Source organism: Stenotrophomonas sp. GD03958 (genome assembly GCF_029839005.1).
GTDB lineage: Bacteria > Pseudomonadota > Gammaproteobacteria > Xanthomonadales > Xanthomonadaceae > Stenotrophomonas > Stenotrophomonas hibiscicola.
The window spans coordinates 70924-88550 of the sequence record NZ_JAOBZT010000008.1 but is presented as its reverse complement, the minus strand read 5'-3'; the positions used below and the strand labels follow the sequence as shown (position 1 = coordinate 88550).

General features: G+C 67.9%; 16 protein-coding genes. 9 read left to right on the top strand and 7 right to left on the bottom strand.

The annotated features are described in order from the left end of the window. Positions 1–71 precede the first annotated feature (71 nt). Positions 72–1352: a serine--tRNA ligase gene (gene serS / locus N5C25_RS04420; protein ID WP_279936504.1), complete on the bottom strand. Its 1281-nt coding sequence runs from the start codon at positions 1350–1352 to the stop codon at positions 72–74. Between the two features lie 113 nt (positions 1353–1465). On the opposite strand from serS, the gene N5C25_RS04415 reads away from it, so the two are divergent. After that, a complete protein-coding gene (locus N5C25_RS04415; protein ID WP_262213388.1) occupies positions 1466–2104 on the top strand; it encodes an energy transducer TonB in 639 nt (212 codons plus the stop codon). Between the two features lie 119 nt (positions 2105–2223). After that, positions 2224–2796 (top strand): energy transducer TonB, encoded by a 573-nt coding sequence (locus N5C25_RS04410; RefSeq protein WP_279936503.1) that lies wholly within the window; start codon positions 2224–2226, stop codon positions 2794–2796. 173 nt (positions 2797–2969) lie between these two features. On the opposite strand, the gene aroA is transcribed toward N5C25_RS04410, so the two are convergent. From aroA to N5C25_RS04390, 4 genes are all read right to left on the bottom strand, one after another. Continuing rightward, complete coding sequence (gene aroA, locus N5C25_RS04405; RefSeq protein ID WP_251101694.1) at positions 2970–4277, bottom strand: 3-phosphoshikimate 1-carboxyvinyltransferase; 1308 nt, start codon at positions 4275–4277, stop codon at positions 2970–2972. Between the two features lie 79 nt (positions 4278–4356). Beyond that, a complete protein-coding gene (gene pheA / locus N5C25_RS04400; RefSeq protein WP_019660326.1) occupies positions 4357–5556 on the bottom strand; it encodes a prephenate dehydratase in 1200 nt (399 codons plus the stop codon). A 51-nt stretch (positions 5557–5607) separates the two neighbouring features. Beyond that, on the bottom strand, positions 5608–6693 hold the full coding sequence (gene serC, locus N5C25_RS04395; protein ID WP_279936502.1) for a 3-phosphoserine/phosphohydroxythreonine transaminase: 1086 nt from the start codon (positions 6691–6693) through the stop codon (positions 5608–5610). Between the two features lie 181 nt (positions 6694–6874). Then, positions 6875–7681, bottom strand: a complete 807-nt coding sequence (locus N5C25_RS04390) for an FHA domain-containing protein (protein WP_058981349.1) — start codon at positions 7679–7681, stop codon at positions 6875–6877. Positions 7682–7806: 125 nt separating this feature from the next. Between N5C25_RS04390 and N5C25_RS04385 the strand changes: the two genes are divergently transcribed. The 3 genes from N5C25_RS04385 to N5C25_RS04375 all read left to right on the top strand — a co-directional run bounded on the left by N5C25_RS04385 (position 7807) and on the right by N5C25_RS04375 (position 9902). Then, positions 7807–8082, top strand: a complete 276-nt coding sequence (locus tag N5C25_RS04385) for a polyhydroxyalkanoic acid system family protein (protein WP_005417302.1) — start codon at positions 7807–7809, stop codon at positions 8080–8082. A gap of 80 nt (positions 8083–8162) precedes the next feature. Then, complete coding sequence (locus N5C25_RS04380) at positions 8163–8654, top strand: phasin family protein (RefSeq protein WP_058981347.1); 492 nt, start codon at positions 8163–8165, stop codon at positions 8652–8654. 237 nt (positions 8655–8891) lie between these two features. Then, positions 8892–9902 (top strand): restriction endonuclease, encoded by a 1011-nt coding sequence (locus N5C25_RS04375; protein WP_279936501.1) that lies wholly within the window; start codon positions 8892–8894, stop codon positions 9900–9902. A 101-nt stretch (positions 9903–10003) separates the two neighbouring features. Here the strand turns inward: N5C25_RS04375 and hutC are convergent, their stop codons facing one another. Next, the gene (gene hutC / locus N5C25_RS04370; protein WP_033835268.1) at positions 10004–10732 is read right to left on the bottom strand and encodes a histidine utilization repressor; all 729 of its coding nucleotides are present in this window, start codon (positions 10730–10732) and stop codon (positions 10004–10006) included. Positions 10733–10759: 27 nt separating this feature from the next. Beyond that, the gene (locus N5C25_RS04365) at positions 10760–12130 is read right to left on the bottom strand and encodes a formimidoylglutamate deiminase (protein ID WP_279936500.1); all 1371 of its coding nucleotides are present in this window, start codon (positions 12128–12130) and stop codon (positions 10760–10762) included. Positions 12131–12197: 67 nt separating this feature from the next. Between N5C25_RS04365 and hutI the strand changes: the two genes are divergently transcribed. Genes hutI through hutU form a run of 4 tightly spaced genes read left to right on the top strand, consistent with a single transcriptional unit; the run spans position 12198 to position 17474 of the window. After that, positions 12198–13421: an imidazolonepropionase gene (hutI, locus tag N5C25_RS04360; RefSeq protein WP_279936499.1), complete on the top strand. Its 1224-nt coding sequence runs from the start codon at positions 12198–12200 to the stop codon at positions 13419–13421. Further along, complete coding sequence (hutH, locus tag N5C25_RS04355) at positions 13418–14959, top strand: histidine ammonia-lyase (RefSeq protein ID WP_279936498.1); 1542 nt, start codon at positions 13418–13420, stop codon at positions 14957–14959. The genes hutI and hutH overlap by 4 nt, the downstream gene beginning before the upstream one ends. Beyond that, positions 14956–15810 carry an N-formylglutamate deformylase gene (gene hutG, locus N5C25_RS04350; RefSeq protein ID WP_251103175.1) on the top strand — a complete coding sequence of 285 codons (855 nt, stop codon included), beginning with the start codon at positions 14956–14958 and terminating at the stop codon, positions 15808–15810. The genes hutH and hutG overlap by 4 nt, the downstream gene beginning before the upstream one ends. Continuing rightward, positions 15807–17474, top strand: a complete 1668-nt coding sequence (gene hutU, locus N5C25_RS04345; protein WP_251103174.1) for a urocanate hydratase — start codon at positions 15807–15809, stop codon at positions 17472–17474. Before hutG ends, hutU begins: the two co-directional genes overlap by 4 nt. The last annotated feature ends 153 nt before the right edge of the window (positions 17475–17627 follow it).

The following is a 17627-nucleotide window of genomic DNA, read 5'->3' as shown; positions in this document are numbered from 1 at the left end:
ATAGGCTCGGCTCTACCTGCATCTGTAGCGCCCGAGCCTAAGCTTCGGGCGGCGGCGCGAATCGCCGGCTGTCAGGCGATGGTTTCCAGGCCACCCATGTACGGGCGCAGGGCCTCCGGCACGGTGATGCTGCCATCGGCGTTCTGGTAGTTCTCCATCACCGCGATCATCGCGCGGCCAACGGCCACGCCCGAGCCATTCAGCGTGTGCGCCAGCTCCGGCTTGCCGGTGGCCGGGTTGCGCCAGCGCGCCTGCATGCGGCGGGCCTGGAAATCACCACAGTTCGAGCACGAGGAAATCTCGCGGTAGGTTTCCTGCGACGGCAGCCAGACTTCCAGGTCGTAGGTCTTCACCGCCGAGAAGCCCATGTCGCCGGTGCACAGCAGCACCTTGCGGTACGGCAGGCCCAGCTTTTCCAGCACCACTTCAGCGCAGCGGGTCATGCGCTGGTGTTCGGCATCGCTCTCTTCCGGGCGACAGATCGAGACCAGCTCGACCTTCTCGAACTGGTGCTGGCGGATCATGCCGCGCACGTCGCGCCCGCCGCTGCCGGCCTCGGCACGGAAGCACATCGAGTGGGCGGTCATGCGCAACGGCAGGCGCTCGGCATCGACGATCTCGTCGCGCACGATGTTGGTCAGCGGCACTTCCGAGGTCGGGATCAGGTAGCGCGTGGAATCGCCCACGGCGGTCTTGAACAGGTCGTCCTCGAACTTCGGCAGCTGGCTGGTGCCGCGCAGCGAATCGGCGTTGACCAGCAGCGGCACGTTGGTTTCCTCATAACCGTGCTCGCCGGTATGCAGGTCAACCATGAACTGGGCCAGCGCACGGTGCAGGCGCGCGATCGGGCCGCGCAGCACGGTGAAGCGCGAACCGGACAGCTTGGCCGCAGTCTCGCCGTCCAGCCAGCCGTTGCGGGCGCCCAGTTCAACGTGGTCCAGCACCTTGAAATCGAACTGGCGCGGGGTACCCCAGCGCGCCTGCTCGACGTTGTCGCTCTCGTCGGCACCGGCCGGCACGTCATCGGCCGGCAGGTTCGGGATGCCCATCGAGATCGCTTCGATCTTCTCGCGCAGTTCGTCCAGCGCCACTTCCGAGGCCTTCAACTCGTCGGCGAAGGCAGCAACCTCGGCCATGATGGCCGAAACGTCCTCGCCCTTGGCCTTGGCCTGGCCGATGGCCTTGGAACGGCTGTTGCGCAGGCTCTGCAGTTCCTGGGTCCGTACCTGGATGCGCTTGCGATCAGCCTCCAGGGCCTCCAGGGCAGACACGTCGAGCTCGAAGCCGCGGCTAGTGCGCAGGCGTTCAGCGAGGTCGGCGGGCTGGTGGCGGAGCAGGGCTGGATCAAGCATGGCAGGTGTCGTGGTGGGTATCAGGAACGGGATTATCGCTTGTTATACGGATTTCTGCCGCCCGGTTCATTCCCGCCGTGGCAGAATCGAGCCATTCCGTACTGGTCCGGTCCATGTCTGCACCCCGCTCGTCGTCCGCCAAGTCGTTCACTGTGCATATCCCGCGCAACGCCCTGAAGATCGCCGGCATCGCCTTCGCCGTGGGCGTACTGCTGTTCGTGCTGGTCTGGCTGACCGGCCGCGACAAGGAGTTCTTCCGCGCCGACCCGGCCGCGCAGACCCCGCAGGAAACCGCCCAGGTCGAGCCCCTCCCGGAACCGTTGGCCGCTGCGGCCGGTTCCAGCGACATGCCCGATGCCAAGCCGGCCCCGGTCGAGGAAGAAGCGCCGAAGCTGGTCGAAACCGCCCCGCCACCACCCGCCCCGATCGCCGAGCCGGCCCCGGCCAACCCGGGCGCTGCGCCGGCCACGACCGGCAACAGCCAACCGATGCCGATTGCCGGTCAGTCGCCGCCGCCGTCGTACCCCGCCGCCGCCCTGCGCGCCGGCGAAACCGGCACCGTGGTGGTACGCGTGGATGTAGACGCCACCGGCTATCCGAACAACGCCACGGTGATCCAGCGCAGCGGTTCACGCGACCTCGACCGTGCCGCGACCGACGCCGTGCGCCGTTGGCGATTCACTCCGGCCCAGAGCAACGGCCAGGCCGTGCCTGGCAGCATTGAAGTGCCGTTCGACTTCAAGACGCAGTAACTGAACGCTCCCCAGCAGGCAAGCTGAACCCTGCCGGTGATGTTGACGCAACGCTGACACTTTCCGTCTGTGGCTCGGGCAACACTGCCCATGTCGTCCATTGACGGAAGGAGTTTGCGATGGCTGTTACCACCCACGAAGACCTTCATTCGCCGCGGTTGCAGCGGGACTCAAGCGTACAGCACAAGAACGCGTCGCCCTGGATGTGGATCGCACTGATCGTGGCGATGTTTGCTGCCGCCCTGCTCTGGCTGCGTCATTCCAGCCAGGAAGAGGTGGCACCTGCGCCGGTCGGCGAGCGCCTGCTGCCGGCCCCCGAGCAGGCGGCGGTGACGGACGCAGCGGCGCCTGCTGCGCGTCCGGCAACCCCGGCTACCGCTTCGCGGAAGGCCGCGCCGGTAGTGCGCAACCGTGAGGCCCGCCCGCTGGCCAGCAATCGCATGCCCACCTACCCCGCCGCCGCGCTGCGTAGCGGCGTGCAGGGCAGCGTGATCGCCAGCCTGAATGTGGATACCCACGGCAATGTCGCCAACGCTGCGATCGTCTCGCGCAGCGGCGAGCGCAGTCGCGATCTGGATCGTGCGGTGCTCAGCACCGTGCAGAACTGGAAGTTCCAACCCGCGGTGCAGGATGGCCGCGCAGTAGCCAGCGTGGTGCGGGTCCCGGTGGATTTCCGTACCGAGCAGCGTTGATCGCGGACGAGGGGTTCGTGATGTTTAGACGGAGGCTTCGGCCTCCGTCCTTTTATGCGGAAAGCGTGCCAACCAAGGTTGGCACCTACCGGGAGATTTGAGCGTGCCAACCAAGATTGGCACCTGCCGGGCAATGCGATCCGCCGGGCATGGCCCGGTGGTCGCGATGCCGATCAGGCCAGGTTGAACCCGGCGCTGCGGGCCAGACCATCGAAGTCCGGGAAGGACGTGGCGACGTTGGCGATATCGTTGATCCGCACTTCGCCATCGCTGATCTGGCCGGCAATGGCGAATGCCATGGCGATGCGGTGGTCACCGTGGCTTTCGATGGTGCCGCTGCCCAGGCGCACACCGCCGTGCAGGGTGGCCCCATCCTCGGTCTCGTCCACCTGCATGCCCAGCGCGCGCAGGCCGGTGGCCATCGCCGCAAGGCGATCGGATTCCTTCACCCGCAGCTCGGCGGCGCCACTGACCACGGTCCGGCCTTCGGCGGCTGCAGCCGCCACGAACAGCGCCGGGAACTCGTCAATCATGTCCGGCACCAATTCCTCCGGAATGCGTGCTCCCTTCAGCGGGGCGTAGCGCACCACCAGGTCTGCCACCGGTTCACCGCCCTGCTCGGCAGGATTCTCTTCGGTGATGTCCGCCCCCATCAGGCGCAGCGCGTGCAGCAGGCCGGTGCGGCGCGGGTTCAGGCCGACCTGCTTCAGGCGCAGCTGGGAACCAGGAATGATGCTGGCGGCCACCAGGTAGAACGCCGCAGACGAGAAGTCGGCCGGCACCACGATGTCCGTGGCGCGCAGGCGCTGGCCGCCACGCAGGCGGGCCTTGCCCGGTGAAAATTCGATGTCCACGCCGAACGCCGACAGCATGCGCTCGGTGTAGTCACGGGTCGGATGCGGTTCGACAACGCTGGTTTCGCCCTGTGCGTACAGGCCTGCCAGCAACACCGCCGACTTGATCTGCGCGCTGGCCACCGGCGAGGCGAAGTCGATGCCATGCAGCGTCTGGCCGCCATGCACGTGCAGCGGCGGCGTGCCGTCATCCTGGGTGTCGATCTTCGCGCCCATCTGCGACAGCGGGCCGGTGACGCGGCGCATCGGTCGGCCCGACAGCGACTCATCGCCGATCAGCGTGCAGTCGAACGCTTGGCCCGCCAGCAACCCGGCCAGCAGGCGCATGCCGGTGCCGGCATTGCCGCAGTCCAGCGGTGCATCCGGCGCTTTCAGGCCGTCGATGCCGACGCCGTGCACGATGCGCTGCGACGGGCTGGGCGTTTCGATGCGCACCCCCAGCTGGCTGAAGATGCGCGCGGTCGCGCGGGTGTCCTCGCCTTCCAGGAAGCCCTCGATATGCGAGGTGCCATCGGCCAGCGCGGCGAACATCACCGAGCGATGCGAGACCGACTTGTCGCCGGGAATGGTCAGGCTGCCCTGCAGGGGCTGGCCCTTGCGGGCGATCCAGTGTTGCGCGTTGCTCATCGTTCGATCATTCCGTAAACGCCGGCAGCCCGCCGGCGATGCATCAGGGGGGAGGCGGCCGGGGCCGCCCCAGCAGCACTCAGGGCACGGCCACAGGATAGGAGCCCAGCACCTTGATCTGCGCCGAGTGCGCTTCAAGTTCGGCCAGCGCGGCCTGCATCGGCGCGTCGTCGATGTGGCCGGCCAGGTCGATGAAGAAGCCGTACTCCCACTTGCCGTGGTGCGACGGCCGCGACTCGATGCGGTTCATGCTGATGCCGTGGCGGGCGAACGGGCTGAGCACGTCGAACAGCGCACCGGGCTTGTCATGGATGAACACAAGCACTGAGGTGCGGTCGTGGCCGGAGGTCGGGAAGATGTTGCGGCCCACCACCAGGAAGCGGGTGGTGTTGTCGGCATCGTTCTGGATCGGCTTGGTGACCACCTTCTTCAGGCCGTACACGTGGCCGGCACTCTCGCCGCCGATGGCCGCCGCGTCGTCGGCGTTGCGCGCACGGCGCGCACCCTCGGCGTTGCTCGACACCGGAATCTTCTCGGCCTTCGGCAGGTTGGCGCGCAGCCACGCCGAGGTCTGCATGAACGACTGCGGATGTGCGTAGATGCGCTCGATGTCCTCGATGCGGCCGCTGCGCGACATCAGGTACTGCTGCACGCGCAGTTCCACTTCGCCGCAGATCTTCAGGTTGGAGGTCAGGAACATGTCCAGGGTGATCTGGATGGTGCCCTGCCCCGAATTTTCCACCGGCACCACGCCGAAATCGGCATTGCCTGCTTCCACTTCCTGGAACACTTCTTCGATGCTGGCCATCGGCAGGCCCAGCGCGGAGCGACCGAAGTGCTTGAGCACGGCCTGCTGGCTGAAAGTACCCTCCGGGCCGAGGTAACCGATCTTCAGCGGCTCCTGCTGGGCCAGGCAGGCCGACATGATCTCGCGGTAGACGTGCACCAGCAGCTCATCGCTGAGCGGGCCTTCGTTGCGATCCACCACCATGCGCAGCACCTGCGCTTCGCGCTCGGGGCGGTAGTAGTCGACGGCGGCGGCGAGCTTGCCCTTGGCCTTGCCGACCTGATGGGCGAAGCGCGCGCGCTCGGCGATCAGGCTCTGGATGTCGCGGTCGATCTGGTCGATCTTCGAGCGCACATCGGCCAGCGCCAGCGGCGCCAGGGTGGGTGCCGGGTTCGAGGCGGCCTTGGCCTTGCCCTTCGCCTTGGCGGGCGCGCTGTCCTTGGCCGGTTCGGCCTTCTTCGGCGCCTTCTTGCTGGATTTGCTGCTTGCCATCGGAATTCCTTGTTGCGGGGCGCGCACCCGACGGTGCGCGCCGTTCATTGCTCAGCCGTGACGCTGCTGGAAATCGGCCATGAAGGCGACCAGCGCCTCGGCCCCGGCCAGCGGCATGGCGTTGTACAGCGAGGCACGGATGCCACCGACGACCTTGTGGCCCTTCAGCGCCAGCAAGCCAGCGGCCTTGGCGTCGGCGACGAAACGGGCGTCGAGTTCGGCATCGGGCAGGAAGAACGGGATGTTCATCCGCGAGCGTGCCGCATGCGCGACCTCGTTGCGGTAGAAGCCGCCGGAGTCGTCGATGGCTCTGTACACCAGCGCGGCCTTGGCGGCATTGCGCCTGGCGAACTCGGCCACGCCGCCCTCGGCCAGCATCCACTTGAACACCAGGCCGGCCAGGTACCAGTTCCAGGTCGGCGGGGTGTTGAGCATCGAATCGCGGGCGACATGCGAACGGTAATCGAAGATGTCCGCGCGCGGCTGGCCACTGCGCTCCAGCAGGTCGCGGCGGATGATCATCACCGCGATGCCGACCGGGCCCAGGTTCTTCTGCGCGCCGGCATAGATCACGCCGTAGCGGCGCACGTCCAGCGGCTCGCTGGCGATGGACGAGCTGAAGTCGGCGATCAGCGGAACGTTGCCGGTATCGGGAGCATCACGGAACTCGACGCCGTGGATGGTCTCGTTGGCGGTGATGTGCACGTAGGCGGCATCGGGCGACAGCTGCCAGTCGGCACGCGCCGGCAGCGTGCGGTAGCCGTTGGCCTCGCTGCTGGCGGCGATGTTGACGTCGACGTAGACACCGGCCTGCTTGACCGCGGTCTTGCCCCAGTGGCCACTGACCACGTAGTCGGCACGCTGGCCCGGGGCGGCGAAATTGAGCGGGATCAGCGCCTGCTGGGTGGTGGCACCACCGGACAGGAACAGCACCGCATAGTCGTCGGGGATGTCGAGCAGGCGCCGCAGGTCGGCCTCGGCCTCGGCGGCCACCGACATGAACTCCGCGCCGCGATGGCTCATTTCCACGATCGAAGCGCCGGACCCGTGCCAGTCCAGCATTTCCGCCTGCGCCTGGCGCAGGACCGATTCCGGCAAGGTCGCAGGGCCGGCACTGAAGTTGAACGCGCGCGTCATGTCACACCTGTGGGGCAAGACCCCTAGTATGCCGCAGCGCATCAGCCTTGCGGCCTTGTGGCGCAAGGGAAATTTGGTTTCATTGGAATCCATCGGCAACGCGACCGGGTAGTGCCGGCCGCTGGCCGGCCACCTCACGGATTCAGGGGCGGCGGTTGCCGGCCAGCGGCCGGCACTGCCGTCAGCGCGCGCCGAACCAGAGCAGCAGGCTGAGCAGCGCGGCCAGCAGCAGCGCACTGGCCAGCAGCCACGGCCAGCGCCGGACCTTGCGCGGTACCGCCGGCAGCACCGGCGCCTGCTCGGCGTCCTGGCCGGACTCGTCTTCACCCGGCAGCGGGCGCCGACGGGGGTCATGCGGCACTTCCAGCACAAACCGGTGCTGGCCATCAAACACCACCTGGTCGCCGGCCTGCAGCCAGCAATGGCGCACGGCCACGCCATTGACGCAGGTGCCGTCGGCACTGCCCAGATCGCGCAGCAGCACGCGATCACCATGCACTTCCACGCGGGCGTGTCGTTCGGCGAAGGCCGGATCGTCAATAGCGATGTCAGCGTCGCCGCCGCGGCCGATCAGGCGGGCCCTCGACAGGGTGAAGCTGCGGCCGTGGTGCAGGCCGCCAACTCCGCGCAAGAGCCGCTGCTGCTCGTCGCTGCCTTCCTCGTTCTTCGGCGCAGGCGCCTGCAGCAGGCTCTCGACTTCACCTTGCAGGACCATCTCCACGCCGTCCACATACACCGCATCGCCCGCACGCAGCAGCGCCATGCGCCGCACCGGTCGACCGTTCACATGAATGCCGCGGATCCCGTTGCCGACCTGCAGCCACAGGCCGCGATCATCCAGGCAGAACTGCGCCAGCAACAGGGCACCATGGCCGGCATCGCCGAGCCGCACACTGCCGTTGGCCTGGCGCACGATGCGTTGCACCCCGGGCCGCAGCGGCTGGTCGGGCTGTTGTTGTTGGCTGAAGTGAACAAGCAGGTTCTGCACGCGGCGCAGCCTAGCAGGTTGGTCGCCAACGAAGAAGAACCCAGGATGAGTGCTTGGCGCGGAGGCTCTCGATGCGCACAATGCTCGCCCTCATTGATCATCCCCGCCCTGCGCCAGGAGCCTGCATGTCCACCATCGATGTCCGCCACGCCCACGCCTTGCCCGACGCACAGGCACGCGCCGCGATCGAGCAGGTCGCCGCCAAGCTGTCCGAGCGCTTCGGCCTGAAGTCGTCCTGGACCGCCGATGTACTGAACTTCTCCGGCAGCGGCGTGGACGGCGCGATCGAACTGCAGCCAGGCGCCGTGCGCGTGACGGCCAAGCTGGGCTTCCTGCTGTCGGCGATGAAGGGCATGGTCGAAGGCGAGATACAGCGCGTTCTGAAGGAAAAGCTGGGCTGAACCCCGGCCGCGGCCATCACGGCCGTGCAACGCCACGGCGCGCTACTCTCGGGGCAGGCCCAACTCCCACGGGAACTGCGATGAACCACTACGAGAACGACGACCGCCGCAACGACGACGCCTCTTTCGGTGACCAGGCCGAGCGCTTTTCGCGCAAGCTGAGTGACTCGGCGCAGCAGGTGTGGCTGGCCGGTCTTGGCGCTCTCGGCCGTGCACAGGCCGAAGGCAGCCGCTTCTTTGACGGCCTGGTGAAGGAAGGCGAAGCCTGGGAAGCCCGCCGCCGTGAGCGCAGCAGCGAACAGGGCCCGGGCTGGCGTGATAACGTCGAGAGCTCGCTGGACGAAGCCCGCGAGAAGGCCTCGGGCACCTGGCACAAGGTCGAGAAGGCCTTTGATGACCAGGTGCAGGGCGTGCTCAAGCGGTTGCATGTACCCACCGCCGACGAAGTGACGGCGCTCGAAGCCCGCATCGATGCCCTGCACGCGCGCCTGGCCAAGCTGGAAAACCGCGCCGCGTCCGGCACCGACGCCCCTGCTCCGGGCAGCCATCAGTCGCCAGGCGGCCTGCCCTGACCGGCTCATTGTTGCAATGCAATAAACTTTGATTGACAATCGCGAGCAACCCGCCAATCGCTTCGGCTGCCGTTTGTTCCCTCCCCTCACGGCTTCAGGATTGGCGGGTTTTTCGTGCCTGCTGCATTCCGAACTGCGCGTTCCATCACGCTTCCTGTCAGGAACCTCCTGACCCGGCCAGCTACCGCGACCTTTACACTGTCGTTCTCCGCTTTCGCCCTTCCGCCCTACTCCTGCATGCTCCCCTGGATCCTGGCCCTGCTGTCGGCCCTGCTTACCTGTTCCCTGGCTGTTGTCTATCTGTGGTGGATCAAGCGGCGGCAGAAGGAGATGCAACTCGGCCTGCAAGCCCTGGCCGGCATGCACTGGCGCGAGTTCTCGGTACTGGTCAAGCGCATGCTGCGCGAACAGCGCGGCCTGCGTGAACTGAATGACCCGGCGGAGGAATCCCGCGAGCCGAGCAGCGACTTCCTGCTCAGCGACGGCCCCAACCAGTGGCTGGTGTCCTGCAAGCATGGCCTTGCCTACCGTATCGGCACCGCCGCAGTGAACGAGCTGGGGGCTGCTGCGCGCCTGGCCGGCGCCAAGGGCGGTGTGCTGCTGACCGAAGGCCGGATGGAACGCGACGGGCGCAGCGCTGCCGAGAAGCAGGCGGTAGAAGTACTGGACGGTCCGCGCCTGTGGCCGTTGCTGCAGCCCTACCTGCCGGCAGAAATCGAAACCCGTGTGCGCGCCAGCGCCCGCCGTGAAGCCCTGCGCCGGATCGCCATTGCCGCGCTCGGCGCGGTCACGCTGGGCCTGCTGGTGGGACTGAGCCTGCAAGGCTTGCATGTGCAGGACACCCCGCCTGTTGCCGAGGTGGCGGACACTCCCGCGCCGGTTGCGCCTGCGGTTGAAGCGGCGCCCGAACCGGCGCCGGCCCCCGCCACCACGCCGCCGGCCCCTGCGCCTGCACCGGCCACGCCCTCAGCCGACGCGCGCAGCAACCCCAACCCGGATGCCGCCACGCTGGAGCGTTTCCAGGCCGATCTGTCCCGCGCCTTGGCCGGCAAGCCCGGTATCGCCAGCGGGGTCTGGCTGACCCGGCAGACGCTGGCGATCAACCGCACGGGCGAGCTGGACGCGGTGTGGCCGCAGGTCTGCGAGGAAGTGCTGCACTACCCCGCCCTGCGCAACGTGCGCATCCAGCTCAACGCCCGCCCCGGCGTGGATGAGCCGGTGCGCTGGCGCCAATGCGCCACGTACTGATGGGGCCGCATCCACGCGTGGCGTGGATCTACCAGGGATTCACACGCGTCGGATAATCCCAACCGGGATTCAGTAGATCCACGCCATGCGTGGATACGCCTCTAGCGCGCCCCAGGCGCGAAGCGCGCGACCAGGTCCCAGGCATCCCCCAGGAACACCTGGCGCACGCGGGTGATCGGCTGTTCACCGCGCCAGGTCAGGCGTTCGATCACCAGGCAGGCGGTACCGGGCTTCACGTCCAGCAGCCTGGCGGTGGCGGTATCTGCCCCCCAGGCACTGATGCGGTGCTGGGCGCGGGTCCACGACACGTTCTGCAGCAGCCAGCTGCCCGGCGCGGTGGTACTGAAATCGACCTCCAGCACCTCGGGCACCCCCACCGGGCTGATCAGGCGGTGCTCCAGCGCCAGCGGACGGCCATCGGCCAGGTGCAGGCAGCGCATTGCCAGCAGGTTCTCCTGCCCAGCCAGCTCGACTTCACCAGCATTGCCGGCATCGGCCAGCCGCAGATCGCGCTGCAGCAGGCGATAGGCGTACTGATGGCCGCGCGAGCCGACCTCCATCGCGATATCGGGAATCTCCAGCGCCACCTGTTCCAGGTGCGGCGGCTGCCGCGCCACGAATGAACCGGCGCGACGGCGGCGCTCGATCATGCCGCTCTCGGCCAGTGCTGTCAGCACCTTGTTCACCGTCATCCGCGAGCAGCCGTACTGCTCCATCAGCTCGTGCTCGTATGGAATCCGGAAGCCCGGCGCCCACTCTCCACTGAGGATGCGGCTTTCCAGATCGCTGCGGATACGCTGGTTGAGCGTGGCGGACTTGCTGGCCTTCACGTAATGGGGTCTCGGTAGCGGAGGCGATCAGCCCAGCACGCCGCGCAGGGCGGCGGCGAAGGCGGTGGTGATCGCCTCGCGCTGCAGGTGGCCGCCCTCGGCCACGCATTGGCGGCCATGGCGCCAGACCGATCGCAGCGCGCCATTACGTGCGGCGAACACCCAGCTGTCAAGCCATGCGTCACCCTTCCGCGCCTGCAGCGCGGGGTGCCCGGCATCCAGCTCGACCAGGTCGGCACTGGCCCCCACCTGCAGGCCAGCGGCCACGCCCAGCGCCTGTGAGCCACCGTGCAATGCACCTTCAAACAGGAAGCGACCGGTGCTGCGGGTGGCATCCGCCGCCAGCACGTTGCGACCGCGCAGGGTCAGCCGCTGGCCGTATTCAAGCAGGCGCAGTTCTTCGGCCGCGTCGATCAGCACATTGGAATCGGAGCCGACGCCGAAGCGTCCGCCCTCGCGCGCGAATGCCTGCATCGGGAACAGGCCGTCGCCCAGGTTGGCCTCGGTGATCGGGCACAGGCCGGCCACGGCCTGGCTGGCCACGATGGCCGCGCGCTCGTCATCGGTGATGTGGGTGGCATGCACCAGGCACCAGCGCGCATCCACCGGCGCATGGTTGTACAGCCACTGCACCGGGCGCTGGCCGCTCCAGGCCAGGCAGGCCTCCACTTCGCGCACCTGCTCGGCGATATGGATGTGCACCGGGCCGTCGGTTAGCGGCAGCAACGCACTCAGTTCCTCGCCGGTGACCGCACGCAGGCTGTGCGGTGCGATGCCGAGCACCGCGTCGGGCAGCGCGGCCAATGCCGGCTTGGCGGCCTCCAGCAGCTGCGCGAAACCCTCCACGTCGTGGATCAGGCGCCGCTGCGCTGGATTCGGCGCCGCCCCGCCGAAATCGGCATGCGCATAGAACACCGGCAGCAGGGTCAGGCCGATGCCGGTCTGCTCGGCTGCCGCCGCGATCCGTGCACTCATCTCGGCGCGGTTGGCATAGGCGCGACCATCGGCGTCGTGGTGCAGGTAGTGGAATTCACCGACGCGGGTAAAGCCGCTTTCGAGCATTTCCATGTAGGCCTGGGCGGCGATGGCCTGCACCGCGTCCGGGCGCAGATGGGCGAGGAAGCGGTACATCAGCTCGCGCCAGCTCCAGAAGCTGTCACCGTCACCGCCGCCGATCTCGGTCAGGCCGGCCATGCCACGCTGAAACGCGTGGCTGTGCAGGTTGGGCAGGCCCGGCACCAGGATGCCGACCCGGGTGTCGCCGTGCTGGGCGGCCTGCCCCGCGCTGATCGCCGCGATGCGGCCATCCTGCACCTGCAGGCGGACATCACGGGCCCAGCCGTCGGCCAGCAGGGCGTGGGCGGCATGGAAGCAGTGCGGGGAACGCGAATCGGACATGGCTGGACAACCCGAAATGGACGCCTATATTGTATAGACATATAAGCACAGCCGCGTTGTGGATGCCATGCACGTCGATACCCTCTGGTCCAACGTCCACCTGATCACCCTCGACGGCGACGGCCTGGGTGTCATCCGCGATGGCGTACTGGCCTGCGCCGACGGCCGCATCGTCCACGTTGGCCCGGCCGGCAGCGACGCCCTCCTGAAGCCGACCACCCGCATCGATGGCGAAGGCCGCTGGATTTCGCCCGGCCTGATCGACTGCCACACCCACCTGGTCTACGCCGGCAACCGCGCCAACGAATTCGAGCAGCGCCTGCAGGGCGTGAGCTATGCCGAGATCGCCCGTGCCGGCGGCGGCATCGTTTCCACCGTGCGCGCCACCCGCGCCGCGACGCCGGAACAGCTGGCCCGCGAAAGCCGGCCGCGCCTGCTGGCCATGCGTGCCGAAGGCGTGACCACGATCGAGATCAAGTCCGGCTACGGCCTGACCCTGCCCGACGAACGCAAGCAGCTGCAGGTGGCGTGTGCGCTGGGCGAGGAATGCCGGGTCAACGTGGTGACCACCTTCCTCGGCGCACACGCGATTCCGCCGGGCCGCGAAGCACAGGAATACACCGACGAGGTGTGCAACGTGATGATTCCGGCCATCGCCGCCGAAGGCCTGGCCGAAGCGGTGGACGTGTTCTGCGAGAACATCGCCTTCTCGCCGGCGCAGGCGCGGCAGGTGTTCGAAGCGGCGCGTGCCAACGGGTTGGCGGTGAAGATCCACGCCGAACAGCTGAGCAACCAGCACGGTGCCGAACTGGCGGCCAGCTTCGGTGCACTGTCGGCCGACCATATCGAACATCTGGACGATACCGGCATTGCCGCGATGGCGGCGGCCGGCACCGTCGCCGTGCTGCTGCCCGGTGCTTTCTATTTCACCCGCGATACCACCCTCCCGCCGATCGCCGCGCTGCGTGCGGCCGGCGTGCCGCTGGCGCTGGCCACCGACAGCAACCCGGGCACTTCGCCGCTGACCAGCCCGCTGCTGGCGATGAACATGGGCGCCACCCTGTTCCGCCTGACCGTGGACGAGTGCATCGCCGGCTTCACCCGTGAAGCGGCGCGCGCGCTCGGACGCAGCGACCGCATCGGCCGCCTCGCCGTGGGCCTGGACTGCGACCTGGCGATCTGGGACATCGATGCCCCCGCCGACCTGGTCTATCGCATTGGATTCAACCCGCTGCACGCGCGCGTGGTGCGCGGACAGCCCGACCTGCCTGCCTCCTGGAGCAACACATGAGCAACACCCTGGTTCTTCGCCCCGGCGATGTCACGCTTGCCCAGTGGCGGCAGGTCTATCGCGGTGCGCCGCTTGCACTGGACCCGGCCGCGCTGCCGGTGGTGCGCGCCAGCGCTGCGGCGGTGGCCGCCATCGTCGCCAAGGGCGCACCGGTGTATGGCATCAACACCGGCTTCGGCAAGCTGGCCAGCGTGCGCATCGAGCGCGAAGACCTGGCTACCCTGCAGCGGAACATCGTGCTTTCCCATGCCGCCGGCGTGGGCGAGCCGATGCCGGCCAGTGTGGTGCGGCTGATGATGGCGCTGAAGCTGGTCAGCCTGGCCCAGGGCGCGTCGGGCGTGCGCGAGGAAACCCTGCTGCTGCTGGAAGCAATGCTGGTGAAGGGCGTGCTGCCGGTGGTGCCGGCGCAGGGCTCGGTCGGCGCCTCGGGTGACCTGGCACCGCTTTCGCACCTGGCCAGCGTGATGCTGGGCGTGGGCGAGGCCTTCATCGGCAAGGAGCGTCTGCCGGCGGTGGACGCTCTCGCACGCGCCGGCCTGCAGCCGGTGGAGCTGGACGCGAAGGAAGGTCTGGCCCTGCTCAACGGCACCCAGTTCTCCACCGCCTATGCGCTGGCCGGTCTGTTCGAGATCGAAACCGTGTTTCAGGCCGCGCTGGTGACCGGTGCGCTGTCGGTGGAAGCCGCCAAGGGCTCGGATACGCCGTTCGATCCACGCATCCATGCCATCCGCGGCCAGCGCGGGCAGATTGCCACTGCCGCCACCCTGCGCTCGCTGATGCAGGGCTCGGACATCCGCGAATCGCACCGCGACAACGATGTGCGCGTGCAGGACCCGTACTGCCTGCGCTGCCAGCCGCAGGTGATGGGCGCGGCGCTGGATATCCTGCGCCAGGCCGCGGCTACGCTGGAAATCGAAGCCAACGGCGTGTCCGACAATCCGCTGGTGTTCACCGATACCGGCGAAGCGCTGTCCGGCGGCAACTTCCACGCCGAGCCGGTAGCCTTCGCCGCCGACATGCTGGCGATGGCGGTGTGCGAGATCGGTTCGATCAGCGAGCGCCGCCTGGCGATGCTGGTGGACCCGGCGCTGTCCGGCCTGCCGGCGTTCCTGACCCCGCGCCCGGGCCTGAATTCCGGCTTCATGATTCCGCAGGTGACCGCTGCGGCGCTGGTCTCGGAAAACAAGCAGCGCGCCTACCCCGCCAGCGTTGACTCGATCCCGACCTCGGCCAACCAGGAAGACCATGTGTCGATGGCCGCGCATGGCGCACGCCGGCTGATGCAGATGGCCGAGAACGCCGCCAACGTGATCGGCATCGAGCTGCTGGCCGCCGCGCAGGGCTGTGATTTCCATGCGCCGCTGCGCTCCAGCGCCGCGCTGGAAAACGTGCGCGCCACGCTGCGCGCGCAGGTGCCGACGCTGGAAGAAGACCGCTACTTCCATCCGGACATGGTGACCGCCACGAATCTGGTGCGCAGTGGCGCGCTGGCGCAGGGCCTGACCGACCTGCTGCCAACCGTGGAACCCCACGCATGAATACCCGTCCCGAATGGCTGACGGTGCACGAAGGCGACGCCCCCCTCATCGTCAGCTTCCCGCATACCGGCAGCGAGCTGCCGCACGACCTGATCGGCGACTACCACTCGCCGTGGCTGGCCCGCCGCGATGCCGACTGGTGGGTGCACGAGCTGTACGACTTCGTGCGCGGCATGGGCGCGACCACGGTGCGCTCGGCGATCTCGCGTTCGGTGATCGACCTCAACCGCGATCCCAGCGGCGTCTCGCTGTACCCGGGGCAGAACACCACCGGCCTGTGCCCGCTGACCACCTTCGACAACCAGCCGCTGTACCACGCCGGGCGCGAACCGGATGAAGCGGAAATCGCCCGTCGCCGCGACACGTATTTCCTGCCTTACCACGATGCGCTGGCGGCGCAGATCACGCGCCTGCGCGCACGCCACGGCACCGTGGTGGTGTACGACGCGCACTCGATCCGCTCGCATATCCCGCACCTGTTCGAGGGCGAACTGCCGCAGTTCAACCTGGGGACTGCCGGTCCGTCCGGCGCACCGGACACCTCCTGCGACAACGCCTTGAGCGACGTGGTGGAGAACCTGCTGAAGATCAGTGGCATGAGCCAGGTGCGCAACGGCCGCTTCAAGGGCGGCTGGATCACCCGCCACTACAGCAACATCGCCGGCGGCGTGCACAGCCTGCAGATGGAACTTGCCTGCCGTGGCTACATGCACGAGCCCCTGCCGGACCAGGTGGACGAACACAGCTGGCCCACCCCGCTCGACCCCGACCACGCCGCACCACTGCGCCACACCCTGGCGCAGGTGCTCAACGCCTGCCTTGAATTCGCTACGAACCGGAGCGCCGCATGACCCGCAACGACCCGTCCCGCACCATTGCCGCGCCGACCGGCACCACGCTCAACGCCAAAAGCTGGCTGACCGAAGCGCCGCTGCGCATGCTGATGAACAACCTGCACCCGGACGTGGCCGAGCGCCCGCAGGAACTGGTGGTGTACGGCGGCATCGGCCGCGCCGCGCGCGACTGGGAGAGCTTCGATGCCATCGTCGAGACGCTCAAGCGCCTGGACGACGACCAGACCCTGCTGGTGCAGTCGGGCAAGCCGGTAGGCGTGTTCCGCACCCACGCCGACGCGCCGCGCGTGCTGATCGCCAATTCCAACCTGGTGCCGCGCTGGGCCAACTGGGACCACTTCAACGAGTTGGATAGGAAAGGCCTGGCCATGTACGGCCAGATGACCGCCGGCAGCTGGATCTACATCGGCGCGCAGGGCATCGTGCAAGGCACCTACGAGACCTTCGTGGAAATGGGGCGCCAGCATTTCGGTGGCAACCTGAGCGGCAAGTGGCTGTTCACCGGCGGCCTCGGCGGCATGGGTGGCGCACAGCCGCTGGCCGCGGTGATGGCCGGCGCCTCCTGCCTGGCCGTCGAGTGCCGCAAGAGCAGCATCGACATGCGCCTGCGCACCGGCTACCTCGACACCTGGACCGATAATCTGGACGAAGCGCTGCGCCTGATCGACGAGTCGTGCAAGGCCGGCACGCCGAAGTCGGTGGGCCTGCTCGGCAATGTGGCCGACGTGCTGGCCGAACTGCTCGAGCGTGGCGTGAAGCCGGACCTGCTGACCGACCAGACCTCTGCGCATGACCCGGTGAACGGCTACCTGCCACAGGGCTGGACGGTCGAGCAGTGGGACGAGAAGCGTGTGAGTGCACCGAAGGAAGTGGAGAAGGCTGCGCGTGCATCGATGGCCAACCACATCCGCGCCATGCTCGGCTTCCACGCGCTGGGCGTGCCGACCGTGGACTACGGCAACAACCTGCGGCAGATGGCACTGGAAGAAGGCGTGGCCAATGCCTTCGATTTCCCGGGGTTCGTGCCGGCCTATATCCGCCCACTGTTCTGCCGCGGCATCGGCCCGTTCCGCTGGGCGGCACTGAGCGGTGATCCGGAAGACATCGCCAAGACCGATGCAAAGGTGAAGGAACTGATTCCGGACAACCCGCACCTGCACCGCTGGCTGGACATGGCCGCCGAGAAGATCAAGTTCCAGGGCCTGCCGGCGCGCATCTGCTGGGTCGGCCTGGGTGATCGCGATCGACTCGGCCTAGCGTTCAACGAGATGGTCGCCAACGGCGAACTGAAGGCGCCGGTGGTGATCGGGCGCGACCACCTGGACAGTGGCAGCGTCGCCTCGCCGAACCGCGAAACCGAAGCGATGGCCGACGGTTCCGATGCGGTGTCCGACTGGCCGCTGCTGAACGCCCTGCTCAACACCGCCAGCGGCGCGACCTGGGTTTCGCTGCATCACGGTGGCGGCGTGGGCATGGGGTTCTCGCAGCATGCCGGCATGGTGATCGTCTGTGACGGCACCGAGGCAGCGGCTAGGCGCATCGGTCGCGTGCTGTGGAACGACCCGGCCACCGGCGTGATGCGCCATGCCGATGCGGGTTATGAGATCGCGATTGAGTGCGCGAAGGAAAAGGGACTGGATCTGCCGGGAATCCTCGGCTGATCTCAGGGCGGCTAGCACTACCGGGAACGTGTGGTAGTGCCGGCCGCTGGCCGGCACCGCACGATGCGTTGCCCGTGCAGCCGAGCATGGGCGCGACTGCACATGCTTGACCCAGCCTCCGACGCTGACCAACATGCGCCATCACCGCTGATG